Source organism: Klebsiella sp. PK01 (assembly GCF_057624675.1).
The window spans coordinates 205,388-222,995 of sequence record NZ_JBYEZM010000003.1 but is presented as its reverse complement, the minus strand read 5'-3'; the positions used below and the strand labels follow the sequence as shown (position 1 = coordinate 222,995).

Annotated in this window: 16 protein-coding genes and 3 tRNA genes; 7 read left to right on the top strand and 12 right to left on the bottom strand. The window is 54.4% G+C overall.

What is annotated here, in order from left to right; genetic code table 11:
* Window positions 1–18: 18 nt before the first annotated feature.
* Both AC22LX_RS10695 and AC22LX_RS10690 read right to left on the bottom strand, forming a co-directional pair.
* Window positions 19–324 (bottom strand): hypothetical protein, encoded by a 306-nt coding sequence (locus AC22LX_RS10695; protein WP_045398104.1) that lies wholly within the window; start codon window positions 322–324, stop codon window positions 19–21.
* Window positions 325–754: 430 nt separating this feature from the next.
* On the bottom strand, window positions 755–1,075 hold the full coding sequence (locus AC22LX_RS10690; protein ID WP_072048050.1) for a hypothetical protein: 321 nt from the start codon (window positions 1,073–1,075) through the stop codon (window positions 755–757).
* 692 nt (window positions 1,076–1,767) lie between these two features.
* Between AC22LX_RS10690 and AC22LX_RS10685 the strand changes: the two genes are divergently transcribed.
* Window positions 1,768–1,902, top strand: a complete 135-nt coding sequence (locus AC22LX_RS10685) for a hypothetical protein (RefSeq protein WP_263431820.1) — start codon at window positions 1,768–1,770, stop codon at window positions 1,900–1,902.
* 124 nt (window positions 1,903–2,026) lie between these two features.
* Here AC22LX_RS10685 and argA read toward each other — a convergent pair whose 3' ends face one another.
* Window positions 2,027–3,358: an amino-acid N-acetyltransferase gene (gene argA / locus AC22LX_RS10680; protein WP_015369939.1), complete on the bottom strand. Its 1,332-nt coding sequence runs from the start codon at window positions 3,356–3,358 to the stop codon at window positions 2,027–2,029.
* Between the two features lie 226 nt (window positions 3,359–3,584).
* On the opposite strand from argA, the gene amiC reads away from it, so the two are divergent.
* Complete coding sequence (amiC, locus tag AC22LX_RS10675; protein WP_015703319.1) at window positions 3,585–4,838, top strand: N-acetylmuramoyl-L-alanine amidase AmiC; 1,254 nt, start codon at window positions 3,585–3,587, stop codon at window positions 4,836–4,838.
* Window positions 4,839–4,924: 86 nt separating this feature from the next.
* Here the strand turns inward: amiC and AC22LX_RS10670 are convergent.
* The 3 genes from AC22LX_RS10670 to AC22LX_RS10660 form a co-directional block, all read right to left on the bottom strand.
* Window positions 4,925–5,001, bottom strand: a tRNA-Met gene (locus AC22LX_RS10670).
* Between the two features lie 45 nt (window positions 5,002–5,046).
* A tRNA-Met gene (locus AC22LX_RS10665) sits at window positions 5,047–5,123 on the bottom strand.
* A 45-nt stretch (window positions 5,124–5,168) separates the two neighbouring features.
* Window positions 5,169–5,245: transfer RNA gene (locus AC22LX_RS10660), tRNA-Met, on the bottom strand.
* A gap of 212 nt (window positions 5,246–5,457) precedes the next feature.
* Here AC22LX_RS10660 and mltA point away from each other — a divergent pair.
* On the top strand, window positions 5,458–6,555 hold the full coding sequence (gene mltA, locus AC22LX_RS10655; protein WP_045377497.1) for a murein transglycosylase A: 1,098 nt from the start codon (window positions 5,458–5,460) through the stop codon (window positions 6,553–6,555).
* A gap of 79 nt (window positions 6,556–6,634) precedes the next feature.
* Window positions 6,635–7,444: a tRNA cyclic N6-threonylcarbamoyladenosine(37) synthase TcdA gene (tcdA, locus tag AC22LX_RS10650; RefSeq protein WP_045397631.1), complete on the top strand. Its 810-nt coding sequence runs from the start codon at window positions 6,635–6,637 to the stop codon at window positions 7,442–7,444.
* A gap of 77 nt (window positions 7,445–7,521) precedes the next feature.
* On the opposite strand, the gene csdE is transcribed toward tcdA, so the two are convergent.
* Together csdE and csdA are read right to left on the bottom strand one after the other, a co-directional pair.
* Complete coding sequence (gene csdE, locus AC22LX_RS10645) at window positions 7,522–7,953, bottom strand: cysteine desulfurase sulfur acceptor subunit CsdE (RefSeq protein WP_045397627.1); 432 nt, start codon at window positions 7,951–7,953, stop codon at window positions 7,522–7,524.
* Entirely contained in the window at window positions 7,953–9,158 is a 1,206-nt protein-coding gene (gene csdA, locus AC22LX_RS10640; protein WP_045397624.1) for a cysteine desulfurase CsdA, read from the bottom strand. Before csdA ends, csdE begins: the two co-directional genes overlap by 1 nt.
* 432 nt (window positions 9,159–9,590) lie before the next feature.
* Between csdA and gcvA the strand changes: the two genes are divergently transcribed.
* Genes gcvA through rlmM form a run of 3 tightly spaced genes read left to right on the top strand, consistent with a single transcriptional unit; the run spans window position 9,591 to window position 12,040 of the window.
* Window positions 9,591–10,508 carry a glycine cleavage system transcriptional regulator GcvA gene (gcvA, locus tag AC22LX_RS10635; RefSeq protein ID WP_015369945.1) on the top strand — a complete coding sequence of 306 codons (918 nt, stop codon included), beginning with the start codon at window positions 9,591–9,593 and terminating at the stop codon, window positions 10,506–10,508.
* 43 nt (window positions 10,509–10,551) lie between these two features.
* On the top strand, window positions 10,552–10,947 hold the full coding sequence (locus AC22LX_RS10630; protein WP_015369946.1) for a DUF423 domain-containing protein: 396 nt from the start codon (window positions 10,552–10,554) through the stop codon (window positions 10,945–10,947).
* On the top strand, window positions 10,940–12,040 hold the full coding sequence (gene rlmM, locus AC22LX_RS10625; protein WP_015369947.1) for a 23S rRNA (cytidine(2498)-2'-O)-methyltransferase RlmM: 1,101 nt from the start codon (window positions 10,940–10,942) through the stop codon (window positions 12,038–12,040). Before AC22LX_RS10630 ends, rlmM begins: the two co-directional genes overlap by 8 nt.
* A gap of 43 nt (window positions 12,041–12,083) precedes the next feature.
* Here rlmM and xni read toward each other — a convergent pair whose 3' ends face one another.
* The 4 genes from xni to ppnN all read right to left on the bottom strand — a co-directional run bounded on the left by xni (window position 12,084) and on the right by ppnN (window position 17,579).
* Window positions 12,084–12,842 carry a flap endonuclease Xni gene (gene xni / locus AC22LX_RS10620; RefSeq protein WP_045397621.1) on the bottom strand — a complete coding sequence of 253 codons (759 nt, stop codon included), beginning with the start codon at window positions 12,840–12,842 and terminating at the stop codon, window positions 12,084–12,086.
* 152 nt (window positions 12,843–12,994) lie between these two features.
* Window positions 12,995–14,362, bottom strand: coding sequence for an L-serine ammonia-lyase (locus tag AC22LX_RS10615; RefSeq protein ID WP_045397617.1), 1,368 nt, complete (start codon window positions 14,360–14,362; stop codon window positions 12,995–12,997).
* A gap of 66 nt (window positions 14,363–14,428) precedes the next feature.
* Window positions 14,429–15,718, bottom strand: coding sequence for an HAAAP family serine/threonine permease (locus AC22LX_RS10610; protein WP_045377485.1), 1,290 nt, complete (start codon window positions 15,716–15,718; stop codon window positions 14,429–14,431).
* Window positions 15,719–16,211: 493 nt separating this feature from the next.
* Window positions 16,212–17,579 carry a nucleotide 5'-monophosphate nucleosidase PpnN gene (gene ppnN, locus AC22LX_RS10605; RefSeq protein ID WP_045397613.1) on the bottom strand — a complete coding sequence of 456 codons (1,368 nt, stop codon included), beginning with the start codon at window positions 17,577–17,579 and terminating at the stop codon, window positions 16,212–16,214.
* Between the last annotated feature and the right edge of the window lie 29 nt (window positions 17,580–17,608).

Below are 17,608 nucleotides of genomic sequence, written 5' to 3'. Positions count from 1 at the left end.
TACGCTCTTCACCTCTGATTAGTAAGCAAATAAAAGTAACAGCCAGAGAAAAGAGACTGAGTTCATGGCAAAAAAATAGGCGACATAACTTATGGGCGTCTGTGATGTTGATCTGTCAGCAATAACAATAACTACCACTGAAATAATAAGGTTGACGATAGATAAAATAACAAATAAAAAGACCGTCATAAGGCCTGCGGCAAAGGCAGCATAGGCTGGTCCACTGCTCATCATGGTTAAGAGCAGTAAGACCCAAGGGTAAATCGAGATTACGGCAGTAATTTTCTTGATGTTTTTAGTAATGGCGTTAGTTTTCTTTTTCATTATTAAACCTTATCTTTTGGAGTGGCTTGTTAATATAAATAATTAACGGGTTTATTCTGTTTGGATTTTTTAAGATATAATTAACATTAATATCATCCAGACTGGAGCTATTGAATTCATGTAAAAGAAATATGATATTGCACTACTTCTTATCTGTTGTTTGGAGTGTTTTGCACTAATAATGATGATTGTTGAAATGATTAAGTTGGCTATGGATGATAAAAAGCTAACCTTCAAATAGCCGAAAAATGCTGCAAGGCCATTATTCGTTAAGTGCACCAGTAGTAAGCCAAACCAGGGATACAATGCAATAGATATTGAAATGAATCTTATGTTTCTGACAAGCCAATTAGGTTTCTTATCCATAATAAGTATATATCTTTATGTCTTTTTATACTTTAAAGAATTAATGTTATAGCCATTATGATTCTTATCGCCATAAAAGCATGAGAATTATCCATGATGCTGAAATCGAATTCATAGCGAGGAAATAAGTTGTTGAACCTTTGGCGATCGGAGGTTTTGATGTATTGGTATAGATGGTGACGATTATTGATATAAGAAAGTTAAAGGAAGATAATATCTTGGCTAATAGTAATATAGCTTCGGCTACGGCTATCGCTGCATAACCGCTTATGGGATGTTGATAGCAATCCCAAAATAATGCAATGATAATAACCCAAGGATAAATTGATACTGCGAAGGTTATTTTCTTAATATGTCTGACTAGCCAATTAGGTTTCTTATCCATGATACCTGTCCTTGATGGTTTTTGTTTTGAAATTCTCTTGCCAAAATATATCGTAATTTACTGTTAAATATAAAGGTATAGCCAGAGTGGCGACATGGTATTCATTGCGCAGAAATAGATTTTTAGCTTTCTCGGTTTTAGCAATGTGAAAACGCTCATGCATCCAATAGTGATAAGCGAAAGCGCCAGGTTAATAATAGATAATACGGTGATGGGAACCAGTAGATGTAATCCATCTTCCGTAAAATTGTAGGGCGCGAGGCTGTATTTAATATGTGTAATCAATATTATTAACCATGGGTATATAGCAATGATGGAAACAACCGTCTGAGATCTATTAATAATCCAACTATCAGAGTTATGCATCATTCATCATGTTTATCAATAATGTGTTATTTTTTATTCTTTAGGAAGGAGCATAGCGTTGATGCAGTGATAAAGATATACCCCGGCATTAAACCAGGAATAAAGCCCGGATGCTGAAGATTTGTCACTGATGCGGCGGTGATAGAACAAAATTACTATCCTGAAGGCGTGGGATATGCCTATTTGCAATCGGATAGCCCGGATAAGGCGCAAGCCGCTATCCGGGAATCCTCCCCCGGTGGCGCTTACGCTTACCGGAGCTACCAACCGACTACCGAACCGTAGCCCGGATAAGGCGCAAGCCGCTATCCGGGAATCCTCCCCCGGTGGCGCTTACGCTTACCGGGGCTACCAACCGACTACCGAACCGTAGCCCGGATAAGGTGCAAGCCGCTATCCGGGAATCCTCCCCCGGTGGCGCTTACGCTTACCGGGGCTACCAACCGACTACCGAACCGTAGCCCGGATAAGGTGCAAGCCGCTATCCGGGGATCCTCCCCCGGTGGCGCTTACGCTTACCGGGGCTACCAACCGACTACCGAACCGTAGCCCGGATAAGGCGCAAGCCGCTATCCGGGGGATCCGTCAGCCCAGGTCTGCCATCAATACCTTCGAACGGCGCTGATAGTTGTACATCTGTTTTTTACTCTCCGGCAGCAAATCAATATCCACCGGGGTAAAGCCGCGTTCCTGGAACCAGTGAATACTACGGGTGGTCAATACAAATAGCTTGCTGAGCCCCATCTGCTTCGCCTGGGCGGCGATCCGGCTCAGCAGTACCTCGCCGCGTGACGAACTACGGTAATCCGGATGCACCGCTACGCAGGCCATTTCGCCAATTTTCTCTTCCGGGAATGGATAGAGCGCGGCGCAGGCGATGGTGGTGTTATCGCGCTGGATGATGGTGAATTTATCTATCTCCATTTCCAGTTGTTCGCGCGAGCGGCGCACCAGAATGCCTTGCTGCTCCAGCGGGCTGATAAGATCGAGGATGCCGCCGATATCGTTAATGGTTGCCCGGCGGATCTGCTCGGCGCTTTCCATGACGATCTGCGTACCGATACCGTCACGTGAGAACAGTTCCTGCAGCAGCGCGCCATCTTCCTGATAGCTAATTAAATGGCAGCGACGCACGCCGCTGCGGCAGGCTTTCACCGCGCCTCGCAGGAAGCGTACGGTGCCGGAATTATAGTCTTCTTCCGCTTCCAGCTCCTCTACCCGCGCCTGCGCCTCGTTAGGGAACAGTTCGGAAACGATCTCGCCATGCTGGTCGTAGACCCCCTGCGACGAGCAGAAGCCGATCATCTTTTCAGCTTTCAGCTTTACCGCCAGCTGGGTGGCTATCTCTTCAGAAGTGAGGTTGAAGCTCTCGCCGGTGACGGATACCGCGACCGGGCCCATGAGCACGATTGCGCCGCTGTCCAGTTGGCGATGAATGGCTTCTTCGTCGATGCGGCGAATACGGCCGCTGTGGCAGTAATCCACGCCATCATCGACGCCAAGAGGCTGAGCGATAATAAAATTGCCGCTCACTACGTTGATATGCGCCCCCTGCAGGGGCGTATTGCCGAGGCTCATCGACAGGCGGGCGGTAATTTCTAACTGCAGCATGCCGGCGGCCTGCTTCACCAGCTCAAGGGTTTTGGCGTCGGTGACGCGGGTCTGCTTGTGATAAACCGGTTCGTGGTGATGTTCCGCGAGGTTGGCGTCAATCTGCGGGCGCGCGCCATAAACCACTACCAGGCGAATACCGAGGCTATGCAATAAGCCAATGTCATTGACTATGCTGGAAAAGTTATCATGCTCGATGGCTTCTCCGCCCAGCATGATGACAAACGTTTTTCCCCGGTGCGCGTTTATATAGGGAACAGAATGGCGGAATCCCTCGACCAGTTCAGTGCGACGCTCCTTCACCATGACAAACCCTCAATGCATGATTATTCGTAATAAGTGTATTTTTATTCTGTTTTGCTTCGTGGTGCAACCCCTAATTTGTCACTAATTTGCGAAAACATTGTGACAAAACCTTAGGTGTCAAAGTTTGTTTACCCTTTTATAGATGACAGGTTATGCGGCTTTGGTTAAAGTTTCCGGTCAATCTGTTCATTTTGGCTTCAAACGCGTTTTTTTGCTTGGGAGTGGCATGTCGGGATACAAGTCGGGATTAAGCCGCCGTCGTTTTTTACAAGGGGCGGGCGCCATGTGGTTAATGAGTGTGAGTCCGGTCGGTTTGGCCGCCGCCGCGCAGGTTGTCGCGGTGCGTATCTGGCCGTCGTCGACCTACACCCGCGTCACGGTGGAATCCAATCATGTACTGAAATATCGGCAGTTTGCGTTAAGCAATCCTGAGCGAGTGGTGGTTGATATTGAAGGCGTTAACCTGAACTCGGTCCTGAAAGGGATGGGCGGGCAGATTCGCGACGACGACCCGTATATTAAATCCGCGCGCGTGGGCCAGTTCGACCCGCAAACCGTGCGGATGGTGTTTGAACTGAAACAAAACGTCAAGCCGCAGCTGTTTGCGCTGGCGCCGGTCGCCGGTTTTAAAGAGCGTCTGGTGATGGATCTTTATCCCTCTACGGCCACCGATGTGCAGGATCCGCTGCTGGCGCTGCTGGAAGATTACAACAAAGGCGATCTGGAACGTCAGGTACCGCCGGCAGAGAGCGGGCCGCAGCCGGGGAAAGCCGGGCGCGATCGTCCTATCGTTATCATGCTCGATCCCGGCCATGGCGGTGAAGACTCCGGCGCGATTGGTAAATACCGTACTCGTGAGAAAGACGTGGTGCTGCAGATTGCCCGTCGATTGCGCGCGCTCATTGAGCGTGAAGGCAATATGAAGGTCTTTATGACCCGTAACGAAGACGTGTTTATTCCCTTGAAGGTGCGCGTCGCCAAGGCGCAGAAGCAGCGTGCCGACCTGTTCGTTTCGATTCACGCCGACGCCTTTACCAGCCGTCAGCCGAGCGGCTCTTCGGTGTTCGCGCTCTCGACCAAGGGCGCTACCAGTACCGCCGCAAAATACCTCGCGCAAACGCAGAACGCCTCGGACTTAATCGGCGGGGTCAGCAAGAGCGGCGATCGTTACGTTGACCACACCATGTTCGATATGGTGCAGTCCCTGACCATCGCCGACAGCCTGAAATTTGGTAAAGCGGTGCTGCAAAAAATGGGCAATATTAATAAGCTGCATAAAAATCAGGTGGAGCAGGCGGGCTTTGCGGTACTGAAAGCGCCGGATATTCCTTCGATTCTGGTCGAAACGGCCTTTATCAGTAACGTTGAAGAAGAGCGTAAACTGAAGACCGCGAAATTCCAGCAGGAAGTGGCGGAGTCGATTCTGGCGGGGATCAAAGCCTACTTTGCCGATGGGGCGACGTTGGCCAGACGCGGATAAAAAAATAGCGCCTTCGGGCGCTTTTTTTGTAGCGGTATCTACGGACGACAGAAACAAAAAAACACCCTTGAGGGTGTTCATTGTGTTGGTTGCGGGGGCCGGATTTGAACCGACGACCTTCGGGTTATGAGCCCGACGAGCTACCAGGCTGCTCCACCCCGCGTCCGTATTTACTCTTCCATCGAGTAAATTTGCTTCTGATTGTAATTGGTTGCGGGGGCCGGATTTGAACCGACGACCTTCGGGTTATGAGCCCGACGAGCTACCAGGCTGCTCCACCCCGCGTCCGCGTCTACTCTTCCATCAAGTAGATTTACTTCAGATTTTAATTGGTTGCGGGGGCCGGATTTGAACCGACGACCTTCGGGTTATGAGCCCGACGAGCTACCAGGCTGCTCCACCCCGCGTCCGTGGAAGCGCACTATACTCCGCTAGCGTTCTGATGCAACCTTTTTTCGTAGAAATCGTCAATTTTGTAAAAAATGGCGACTAAGTAGACAGCGATGGGCGGATTTTTACACAATTTGGGCTGCAGCTCGCTTTCGCGCATTTCATTAGCCGCATGGGTTTGTTATCTTCATCACGCACTAAGGCTTAGCAGCAATAAAGAAGAGATACCATGAAAGGACGTTGGGCAAAATATGTAGCGACAGGGGCGATGTTGGCGATGCTCGCCGCCTGTTCCTCGAAACCGACCGATCGCGGTCAGCAATATAGTGATGGCAAGTTTACCCAGCCGTTTTCATTGGTAAACCAACCTGATGCGGTAGGCGCGCCGATTAACGCCGGCGACTTCTCCCAGCAGGTTGGTCAGATTCGTAGCGCCTCTCCGCGTCTCTATAACAGCCAGAGCAGCGTTTATAACGCGATTCAGGAGTGGCTGCGTTCCGGCGGCGATACCCGCACGTTACGCCAGTTTGGTATTGATGCCTGGCAGATGCAGGGTGCCGATAACTACGGCAACGTGCAGTTTACCGGCTACTACACCCCGGTCGTGCAGGCCCGCCACACTCGCCAGGGCGAGTTCCAGTATCCTATTTACCGTATGCCGCCGAAAAACGGCAAGCTGCCTTCCCGCGCCAGCATCTATGCCGGAGCGCTCAGCGATAACTACGTTCTGGCGTACAGCAACTCGCTGATGGATAACTTCATCATGGACGTGCAGGGCAGCGGCTATATCGATTTCGGCGACGGTTCGCCGCTTAACTTCTTCAGCTACGCCGGGAAAAACGGCTGGCCCTACCGTAGTATCGGTAAAGTGCTTATCGACCGCGGCGAAGTGAAGCGGGAAGATATGTCGATGCAGGCGATCCGTGAATGGGGCGAAAAGCATAGCGAAGCGGAAGTTCGCGAGCTGCTGGAACAGAACCCATCTTTCGTCTTCTTTAAACCGCAGTCCTACGCGCCGGTGAAAGGGGCCAGCGCGGTACCGTTGATTGGCCGCGCGTCGGTCGCCTCTGACCGTTCGATTATTCCGCCGGGAACCACCTTGCTGGCCGAGGTGCCTCTGCTGGATAATAACGGTAAGTTTAACGGTCAGTACGAGCTACGCCTGATGGTGGCGCTGGATGTCGGCGGGGCGATTAAAGGCCAGCACTTCGATATCTACCAGGGCATTGGCCCGGATGCCGGTCATCGCGCCGGTTGGTATAACCACTATGGCCGCGTGTGGGTGCTGAAAAACGCGCCAGGCGCCGGTAGCGTCTTTAGCGGTTAACGTTTAAACGTCCGTATGTTTCTAACCCGGATCCGCGTAACGCGCCGGATCCGGGGTCTCTACTTTATTCTGAGGTTTTATGTCTGTAGTAATCAGCGATGCCTGGCGCCAGCGGTTTGGCGGCACGGCGCGTTTATATGGCGAAAAGGCGCTGCAGTGTTTTGCCGATGCGCATGTCTGCGTGGTCGGCATCGGCGGCGTCGGTTCATGGGCGGCGGAAGCGCTGGCGCGAACCGGGATTGGCGCGATTACGCTGATTGATATGGATGATGTTTGCGTCACCAATACCAATCGCCAAATCCACGCCCTTGGCGGTAACGTTGGGCTGGCGAAAGCGGAAGTGATGGCCGAGCGTATACGTCTGATTAACCCGGAGTGCCGGGTTACGGTGATCGATGATTTCATCACGCCGGAGAACGTGGCGGAATACCTGGGAGCGGGCTTTAGCTATGTTATCGACGCTATCGATAGCGTCAGGCCAAAAGCGGCGCTGATCGCCTGGTGCCGTCGTTATAAAGTGCCGTTGGTGACGACCGGCGGAGCCGGCGGTCAAATCGATCCGACGCAGATCCAGGTGGCTGATTTGGCGAAAACTATTCAGGATCCGCTGGCGGCGAAACTGCGTGAACGGCTGAAAAGCCAGTTCGGCGTAGTGAAGAATAGTAAAGGAAAGCTGGGCATCGATTGCGTCTTCTCGACCGAAGCGTTGGTCTACCCGCAGGCGGATGGCAGCGTCTGCGCAATGAAAAGCACGGCGGAAGGGCCGAAGCGGATGGATTGCGCCTCCGGTTTTGGCGCGGCGACCATGGTGACGGCGACTTTTGGTTTTGTCGCCGTATCCCATGCGTTGAAGAAGATGTTGGCGAAAGCGCAGCGTCAAGGGGGATAGCCTGAGGGACTTTTTCCGGACGGCGCAGAAACGTAGCCCGGCTCAGCGTAGCGCAAGCCGGGAAGACGGCGTTTGAATTAGCCCTCGCGGGCGGCGGCGAGCACCGCGTCGCTTAGCGCCTGCAGCCCCTGGCTGCGCGAAGCGCTAAGCTGCCCGCGCAAACCCAGCTCATCGAATAGCGCCAACGGATCTTTCGCTAAAATCTCAGCGGCGCTTTTTCCTTCGCAGGCGGCTAACAGCACCGCCAGCAGGCCGCGCACAATACGCCCTTCGCTATCGCCAAAGAAGTGCATCTTGCCCTCGGCATCAACCTGATACCCGAGCCAGACGCGGTTTTCGCAGCCGGCGATCTCTTTCGCCTGTGTCCGCTGGGCGTCCGTTAATGGCGGCAGTTTCTTACCCACTAAAATCAACTGGCGGTATTTATCTTCCCACTGGGTCAGCGGGGCGAAGGTCTGGCGCAGCGTCGCTTCGTTGAGCGCGGCGCTTAAAGGTTGCGAGGTCATCATTAATCCACCAGTATTTCCAGCGCGCGGTCGATAGCGTGCATCAGCGCATAAACATCATCTTGCGTATTGTACGGCGCGAATGAGGCGCGCAGCGTACCGCTGACGCCTAATGCCGCCAGCAGCGGTTGCGCGCAATGCTGCCCGGCGCGCAGCGCAATGCCGGACTCTGCCAGCAGCGTAACCATATCGCTATGGTGTACGCCCTTGAAATCAAAGGCCAGCAGGCTCGAATCTTGACAGCGGAACGAACGAAAACCGGGCCGCTTTGCCAGCTCGTCTTCCGCAAGCGTCGCCAGGCTACGGCTCCAGTTTTCCGCCTGTGCAAGATCGATTTCCTGCAGCCATTCCAGCGCGGCGCTGAGGCCGATAACGCCGGCGACGTTGGGCGTCCCGGCTTCAAGCCGCCAGGGGGCGGGCTGGGTTTTAAAACCATCGAATGAGACTTCAGTAATCATTTTGCCGCCGCCGAGCCATGGCGACATTTCCGCCAGCAGGTCGCTTTTGCCGTATAGCGCGCCAATACCCGTTGGTCCATACAGCTTGTGGGCGGAGAAGGCATAAAAATCGATATCCAGCGCCTGCACGTCGGCCGGGAAGTGCACCGCGCCCTGCGCGCCGTCAACCATCACTATCATTCCCGCCTGATGGGCGAGAGCAATGGCACGCTGCAGGTCGGGGCAGCCGCCGGTGACGTTAGACATCTGGCCAATCGCCAGCACCCGGCTGCGTGAAGAGATAAGCGAAGGGAGTTGCGCGATATCCGGCAGACGATCGGCGCCCAGCGGCAGCTTGACCACCCGCGCGCCGGTTTGTTCGGCAACCATCAGCCACGGTACCAGGTTGGCGTGGTGTTCGGCTTCGCTGACGATTATTTCATCACCAGGATGCAGGCGCGGGCGCACGTAGCTCTGCGCGACCATATTGATAGCTTCGGTGGTGCCGCGGGTCCAGACGATATCTTTGCCGGAAGGGGCGTTAAGCCAGCCTGCGACGCGTTCGCGCGCCGCCTCGTAGCGCTCGGTAAGACGCTGGGCGGCGGCAAACTGGCTGCGGTGGACGTTGCCGGCGCTCAGGCGATAAAACTGGTCGCTGGCATCGATTACGGCCAGCGGTTTTAGCGCCGTCGCCGCGCTATCCAGATAGACGCCGGCATCCGCCAGGGCTGGAAACTGGGCGCGGAAGTGGGCGGGATTGAATGCGTTCATGGAATTCCTCATATCGATATCACGATCGTCGCGCAAATTCCCCATTAGGGCAAGGCTGGTGATAGCGAGGAGGCGGGGAGAACGGTGATTTTTCGGCAAAAAAAAGCACCGCGCATTGCGGTGCTACATTAAATCACTATGGACAGACAGGGTAAATGTACAGGAAGTGAAAAGGTAGCCTTGCTACCATGGTCTGCAAACCCAGACCAATTGCAAACACAACAACACAACATCACAACCGTAAGCCAAAAGCTTGTTGGAACACGCATTCCAAAAAAAGCTTTTCGTTCCGGCTCAGGAAGTGCCGCCACTATAGGTATTTGCTGGTAGAACCTCAACGGACAATTTATAATGGCTCAGATAAAAAAAACTAATAGGTTAACTGTTGTTTCCTATTTGTTAAAACTCGTTAACATCTCAGTCAGAATAACCATGTCGAAGCGATTACCACCTCTGAATGCATTACGTGTTTTTGATGCAGCCGCACGTCATCTGAGCTTCACTCGCGCAGCCGATGAGCTTTTTGTGACGCAGGCCGCAGTAAGTCACCAAATCAAGTCACTAGAGGACTTTCTGGGCCTGAAGCTGTTTCGTCGACGCAATCGCTCGCTGCTGTTAACGGAAGAGGGGCAAAGCTATTTTCAGGATATTAAAGAGATTTTTTCGCAGCTCACCGAAGCGACGCGTAAACTGCAGGCGCGCAGCGCGAAAGGGGCGCTAACTGTTAGTTTATTGCCCAGTTTCGCCATTCAGTGGCTGGTGCCGCGACTCTCAAGCTTTAACTCAGCTTATCCGGGGATCGACGTGCGGATCCAGGCGGTGGACCGTCAGGAAGATAAACTGGCCGACGACGTCGACGTGGCGATTTTCTATGGCCGCGGCAATTGGCCGGGGTTGCGTGTTGAAAAACTGTACGCCGAATATTTACTGCCGGTTTGTTCGCCATTGCTGTTAACCGGCGACAAAGCGTTGAAAACGCCTGCCGATCTGGCGCAACATACGCTGTTACATGATGCCTCTCGCCGCGACTGGCAAACTTATACCCGGCAACTGGGTCTAAATCATATCAATGTGCAACAGGGACCGATATTCAGCCACAGCGCGATGGTGCTGCAGGCGGCAATCCATGGACAAGGCGTCGCACTGGCCAATAACGTTATGGCCCAGTCCGAAATTGAAGCAGGCCGTTTGGTCTGCCCGTTTAATGATGTTCTGGTCAGTAAGAACGCGTTTTACCTTGTTTGTCATGACAGTCAGGCTGAACTGGGTAAAATAGCCGCTTTCCGCCAGTGGATTTTAGCGAAGGCGGCGAGCGAACAAGAAAAATTCCGCTTTCGTTACGAACAATAACGGCCTGATGACCAGGCGTTAACTGACTTTGTAGGGTATCAACATGACCAGCCGTTTTATGCTGATTTTTGCCGCCATCAGCGGCTTTATCTTTGTGGCTCTGGGCGCCTTTGGCGCACACGTATTAAGTAAATCGCTGGGTGCGGCCGAAATGGCCTGGATCCACACCGGCCTTGAGTATCAGGCGTTTCATACGCTGGCGATTTTAGGCCTGTCTGTCGCCATGCAGCGGCGGATAAGCATCTGGTTTTACTGGAGCAGCGTGTTTTTGGCGCTGGGAACCGTGTTGTTCAGCGGCAGCTTATATTGCCTGGCGCTGTCGCATTTACGCCTGTGGGCGTTCGTTACCCCGGTAGGCGGCGTCTGCTTCCTTGCCGGTTGGGTATTAATGTTAATTGGTGCAATTCGTCTGAAACGTAAGGGCGTTGTTCATGAATAAGGTTGTCCTCTATTGTCGCCCCGGGTTTGAGAAAGAGTGCGCAGCAGAAATTACCGATAAGGCAGCCCGCCTTGAGGTATTCGGTTTTGCCCGGGTCAAAGACGACTCCGGCTATGTGATTTTTGAGTGCTATCAACAGGGCGACGGCGAGAAGCTGGTGCGCGATCTGCCGTTTAGCTCGCTGATTTTCGCGCGCCAGATGTTCGTCGTTGGCGAACTGCTGCGCGACCTGCCGCCGGAAGACCGCATCACGCCGATCGTCGGCATGCTGCAGGGCGTGGTGGAAAAGGGCGGCGATCTGCGCGTTGAGGTCGCGGATACCAACGAAAGCAAAGAGCTGATGAAGTTCTGCCGCAAGTTCACGGTGCCGCTGCGCGCGGCGCTGCGTGAAGCTGGCGTGCTGACTAACTATGAAACGCCTAAGCGTCCGGTGGTGCACGTGTTCTTTATCGCACCCGGCTGTTGCTATACCGGCTACTCCTTTAGCAATAACAACTCGCCGTTTTATATGGGGATCCCGCGCCTGAAGTTCCCTTCCGATGCGCCGAGCCGTTCGACGCTTAAGCTGGAAGAGGCATTTCACGTCTTCATTCCGGCGGATGAGTGGGACGAGCGTCTGGCGAATGGCATGTACGCGGTGGATCTCGGCGCCTGCCCGGGCGGCTGGACCTATCAGCTGGTGAAGCGCAACATGTGGGTCTCTTCGGTCGATAACGGCCCGATGGCGCAGAGCCTGATGGATACCGGACAGGTGACCTGGCTGCGTGAAGATGGCTTCCGCTATCGTCCGAACCGCAACAACATCTCGTGGATGGTGTGCGACATGGTTGAGAAACCGGCGAAAGTGGCGGCGTTAATGGCCCAGTGGCTGGTGAACGGCTGGTGCCGCGAGACCATTTTTAACCTCAAGCTGCCGATGAAAAAGCGCTATGAAGAGGTGTCGCAAAACCTGGCCTATATCCAGGCGCAGCTTGATGAGCACGGTATTAACGCGCAGATTCAGGCCCGTCAGCTGTATCACGATCGTGAAGAAGTGACCGTGCACGTGCGTCGCCTGTGGGCGGCGGTCGGCGGCCGCCGCGACGAGCGCTAATCAGCGCTCAGCAGCCCCGGTCACGCATCAGCACGGCCGGGGATCACGCGGATGGCAACCGCAGCTGCTGCAGGTTGCCATCGAGCTGTAAGTCCGTTTGCAGGCGGGCGATTTCCCGGCAGGTAAACGCCATCTCTTTATGCTCTTCAAGCTTCTTACGCCACTTCTCCGGCACATCCGCAAGCCGCGCGTAGATGCCTTCTAAATCCTGATAATCCGTTAACAGCTGCGCCGCGCTTTTCGGCCCAATCCCGGCAACGCCCGGTACTTTCGAACTGCTAATCCCCGCCAGACCCCAGTAGTCCGGGAGCTGTTCCGGCGTCACGCCGAATTCATTGGCGATAAACGGCGCATCCAGCCAGCGTTTCTGGAAATAATCGCGGATGCGAATGGTCGGCGACAGCAGCTGACAGTAGCCTTTATCGGTCGAGACAATGGTAGCCTGATGCCCGGCCTGGGCAACTTTAACGGCGAGCGTGGCCGCCAGATCGTCCGCTTCGCTGCCGGGCAGCGCCCAGCAGCGTATTCCGCGCTGTTCAAAAGCCGCCCGCAGCGCCGGCATTTCCGCTTCCAGCGTTTCCGGCATCGGCGCGCGCCCGGCTTTATATTCCGGCAGCCGCTGGTGGCGCCAGCCGTGAGCGCGGTCTTCATCGTCGAACACCGCCACGGCATGCGTCGGCTGGCTGTGGACGATAAGCTGTTCGAGGGCGTGCAGGCAGGTATCCGCGCAGGGGGAACCCTGCACCGCATGAATACGGCGGATCAGGTTGAGCGCGTCGACAATTAACAGATGAACAGCCACAAGATATCTCCCTTTGTTCTCAGGCTATAAGGGTAACATCGGTGGCAATACGAGGCTATTGGTAGAGCGAAGTTCGGGAAGCAGGCTCGCAGAATGAGCCAGGGCTGGAGGAGAGTTGGCCCGACATGCCGAAGCGTGCCGGGCCAGAGGCGTTAATCGCAGGCGACGATTTTCATCGCCAGGCCGCCGCGAGAGGTTTCGCGGTACTTGGCGTTCATATCTTTGCCCGTTTCATACATGGTCTCGATAACCTTATCGAGGCACACGCGCGGTTCGCTGGTACGGCGCAGGGCCATACGCGCGGCGTTAACCGCTTTGACCGCCGCGATAGCGTTACGCTCGATGCACGGTACCTGCACCTGGCCGGCAACCGGGTCGCAGGTCAGGCCGAGGTTATGTTCCATACCGATTTCCGCGGCGATGCACACCTGGGCCGGGCTAGCGCCCAGCAGCTCCGCCAGACCGGCCGCCGCCATCGAGCAGGCCACGCCGACTTCGCCCTGGCAGCCAACTTCGGCGCCGGAGATAGAGGCGTTCATCTTATACAGCGAACCAATGGCGCTGGCGACCAGCATATAGCGGGCCAGAGAGTTAGCGTTCACCTTGCGGATAAACTTGTCGTAGTAGGCCAGTACCGCCGGAACGATACCGCAGGCGCCGTTAGTTGGCGCGGTGACGACACGCCCGCCGGCGGCGTTCTCTTCGTTTACCGCCAGCGCGAACATGTTGATCCAGTCCACTACCGCCATTGGGTCGCTGTTGGTATTGTCCTGGCTCACCAGCATACGGCGCAGGGCGGCGGCGCGGCGCGGAACGCGCAGTTTGCCCGGGAGCACGCCTTCAGTGGTGATACCGCGCTCAATACCGGCGCTCATCACTTCCCACACCGCGGCGAAGTGCTGTTCCAGCTCTTCTTTGCTGTGCAGCGCCAGCTCGTTCTGCATCATCAGCCCGGAGAGCGACAGGCCGGTTTCATTGCAGTGTTTCTGCAGATCGGCGGCGTTTTTGTACGGATAAGGTACGGCAACTGGCGCTTCGGTGGTCAGGCCGAAGTGCTCTTCATCGACGATAAAGCCGCCGCCGATGGAGTAGTAGGTCTGGCTGTAGAGCACCTTGTCGTCGCCCAGCGCGGTAATGCGCATGCCGTTCTCATGCAGAGACAGGTTGTCGGCATGGAAATTCATGCACTGGTCGACAGGGAACTCGACTTCGTGCTGGCCGTTCGCCAGCAGCAGGCGGCCGTGGGTATTAACGTCCTGGATAAAGCCCGGGATCGCGTCGATGTCGACGGTATCCGGCAGATTGCCGGCCAGCCCCATGATAATGGCGATATCGGTATGGTGGCCTTTACCGGTCAGGGAGAGAGAGCCGTATACGTCAACGACGACTTTGCTGACGTCAGCCAGCAGGCCGCGCGCAATCAGGTCGTCGGTGAATTGTTTGCCCGCTTTCATCGGTCCAACGGTATGGGAGCTGGATGGGCCAATGCCGATTTTGAAAATATCGAATACGCTGATCATGATGTATTCCAGTACTGTCGGAAAGCGCGCCGCCGTTAAGCGGCGCGAGGGGAGGTCTTAAAAGAATTAGCTGAACAGAGAGTAGAAAATCGCGGAGATGGCAATCAGGCCCATAATCACAACGAAGACGTTGCTGATGTGGCCGCTGTATTTGCGCATGGCCGGAACTTTCTGGATTGCGTACATCGGCATCAGGAACAGGATCATCGCGATAATTGGACCGCCCAGGGTCTCAATCATGCCGAGGATGCTCGGGTTCAGCGTTGCCACAATCCAGGTGGTGACCAGCATAAACAGCGCGGTCAGCTTGTTCAGTTTGTTGATTTCGATGGTTTTGCCTTTGCCGCGCAGAGACTTAATCACCATGCCATTGAAACCTTCACGAGCGCCCAGGTAGTGGCCGAGGAAGGATTTGGTGATAGCGATCATCGCGATGATCGGCGCCATCCAGGCGATAACCGGTGCGTTAAAGTGGTTCGCCAGGTAAGACAGAATCGAGATGTTCTGCTCTTTCGCCGCCGCCAGGTCTGCCGGAGACAGGCTCAGTACGCAGCTGAAGACGAAGAACATAACGGTCAGCACCATCATGATGTGAGCGCGCGCCAGGATGCTGGAGCATTTCTTCTCTGCGCCTTCGCCGTATTCTTCACGCTTCGCTACCGCGAAGGAGGAGATGATCGGCGAGTGGTTAAAGGAGAAGACCATCACCGGGATCGCCAGCCACAGGGTCATCAGCAGACCGTTACCGGTTGTTGACGCGCTGCTCAGCGACAGGGTTTCCAGCGCCGCGCCGTTCCATTGCGGGATCAGGTACAGAGCCAGGATCATCAGCGCGATAACGAACGGGAATACCAGGATGCTCATTGCCTTAACGATCATCTGCTCGCCGAAACGAACGATGGTCATCATGCCGACAATCAGGATCAGCGACAGAATGGCGCGCGGCGGCGGCGTCATGTGCAGCTGGTGCGCCATGAAGCTTTCGACGGTGTTGGTGATCGCCACGCTATAAACCAGCAGGATCGGGTAGATTGCGAAGAAGTAGAGCAGAGTAATCAGTTTACCTGCGCCCACGCCAAAGTGTTCTTCAACGACTTCAGTGATGTCTTCGCCCGGGTTTTTACCGGAAAGCACGAAGCGGGTCATACCGCGGTGTGCGAAGAAGGTCATCGGGAAGGCCAGAATCGCCATGATAATCAGTGGGATCATACCGCCGACGCCGGCGTTGATTGGCAGGAACAAAACGCCCGCGCCGATCGCCGTGCCGTACAGGCCCAGCATCCACATGGTATCCGTTTTGCGCCATCCGCTGCGGGTTTCACCCGAAACGATAGTGCTGGTTTGTGTGGTTTCCATCTGTATCTCCTGGAGGAATCAACAAAATCTAGTAAATAAAAACGATTAAATAATATGAAATTCGCTGCTTTACGGTTTTTTAGAAATTTTCTCCGTAACAATTGGGCGGCAAGATACATTTATATGGAAAATACATCAGTGATCGGGATCCCAAATGCAATAATCCACTTTAAACCTGAACGTTTTTAGCCCAACAGTCTGTTTATGGTGATCAGCCAGATAAATGTGGCGCGAAGGCTATCATTTGCAGCACATGAGATAAAAGCTCTGTTACCAAATAACGAGGTTTTTGCTGCAAAAAAGTGATGTAAACGACGTTTTTTCGCCATAATGTTATTTTTATGGTGAATTTTATTGCTCTTTTTGGAAACGCAAACGATTGGCTATGTGGAAACTCTACGAATCATTAATTAGAAAAATTAATTAACTGGAAATAACGGGCGGGAGTGCCCGGGCAGGGGATCGACCGCCGCCCGGGAGAGGTATTACATTATCAGGAGCAGATTTCGTAGCACGGAATGTAGGCGCTGCCGCCCGGAAGCTTCATGCGGTGCTGGGCAACGAAGCCCTGCAGCAGATCGTCCATGCGGCGCATCATTTCCGGATCGCCATGCAGCTTGTAAGGGCCATATTTCTCGATAGCCTGAATACCGACTTCTTTCACGTTGCCGGCGACAATACCGGAGAAGGCGCGGCGCAGGTCGGCGGCCAGTACTTCCACCGGTTGGTCCGGATAAAGTTTGAGATTGGCCATATTGTCGTGCGTTGGCTCAAACGGCATCTGCAGGTCCGGCGAGATACGAATCGACCAGTTGAAGCTATAGGCGTCGTCGGTTTCGCGGCGGCTCTCTTTGACCAATGGCATCGCTTTTTTCATCTGGCGCGCCACTTCAGCGGCATCGTCGATAATAATGCGGTAGTGGCGGCGAGCCGATTCGCCGAGGGTATGAACGATGAACTCATCCAGCACGCGGAAGTAGTCGGCGCTCTCTTTCGGCCCGGTGAGGATAAGCGGCAGCACCTGCGACTTGTTATCCGGATGCATCAGGATGCCCAGCAGATAAAGCAGCTCTTCCGCAGTACCCACGCCGCCCGGGAAGATGATAATACCGTGGGCGATGCGTACGAACGCTTCGAGACGCTTTTCGATATCCGGCATGATGATCAGTTCGTTGACCAGCGGGTTTGGCGGCTCAGCGGCGATAATGGAAGGTTCGGTCATGCCGATAAAGCGGCTGTCTTTATAGCGCTGCTGGGCGTGGCCGACGGCGGCGCCTTTCATTGGCGCTTCCATGGCGCCTGGCCCGCAGCCGGTGCAGATATTCAGTTCGCGCAGGCCAAGCTGGGTTCCGACGCGGCGCGCGTACAGGTACTCATTTTCATTAATAGAGTGGCCGCCCCAGCAGACAATCATATTCGGCGCTTCGCCGACGTGTAGCGCGCGGGCGTTACGCAGAATCGAGAACACCAGGTTGGTGATGTGAATTGAGCTTTCGAGATCGAGATTCGGAAAGCGGACGGTGTTGTGGATCTGCCCGTAGACGAACAGGATATCGCGCAGCACGGCAAACAGGTTGGCCTGCAGGGAACGGATAATACGGCCATCGACGAAAGCGTCTTCCGGCGGGTTGATCAGTTCCAGCTTCACGCCGCGTTCGCGGCGCAGCACGTTAATATCGAAGTTTTCAAAACGAGACAGTAGCTCCTTGCTGTTATCGGTCAGGCTCCCCGAGTTGAGCACAGCAAGCGAGCAGTTGCGAAAGAGTTGATACAGGTCACTACTGGCGGTGCGTTTAAGCATATCCACTTCCAGCTGTGACAGCATATCCATTGAACCAAGCGGGCTAACGTGTGTAATCAAGTGAACTCCTTACAGGACGATTATCGTCT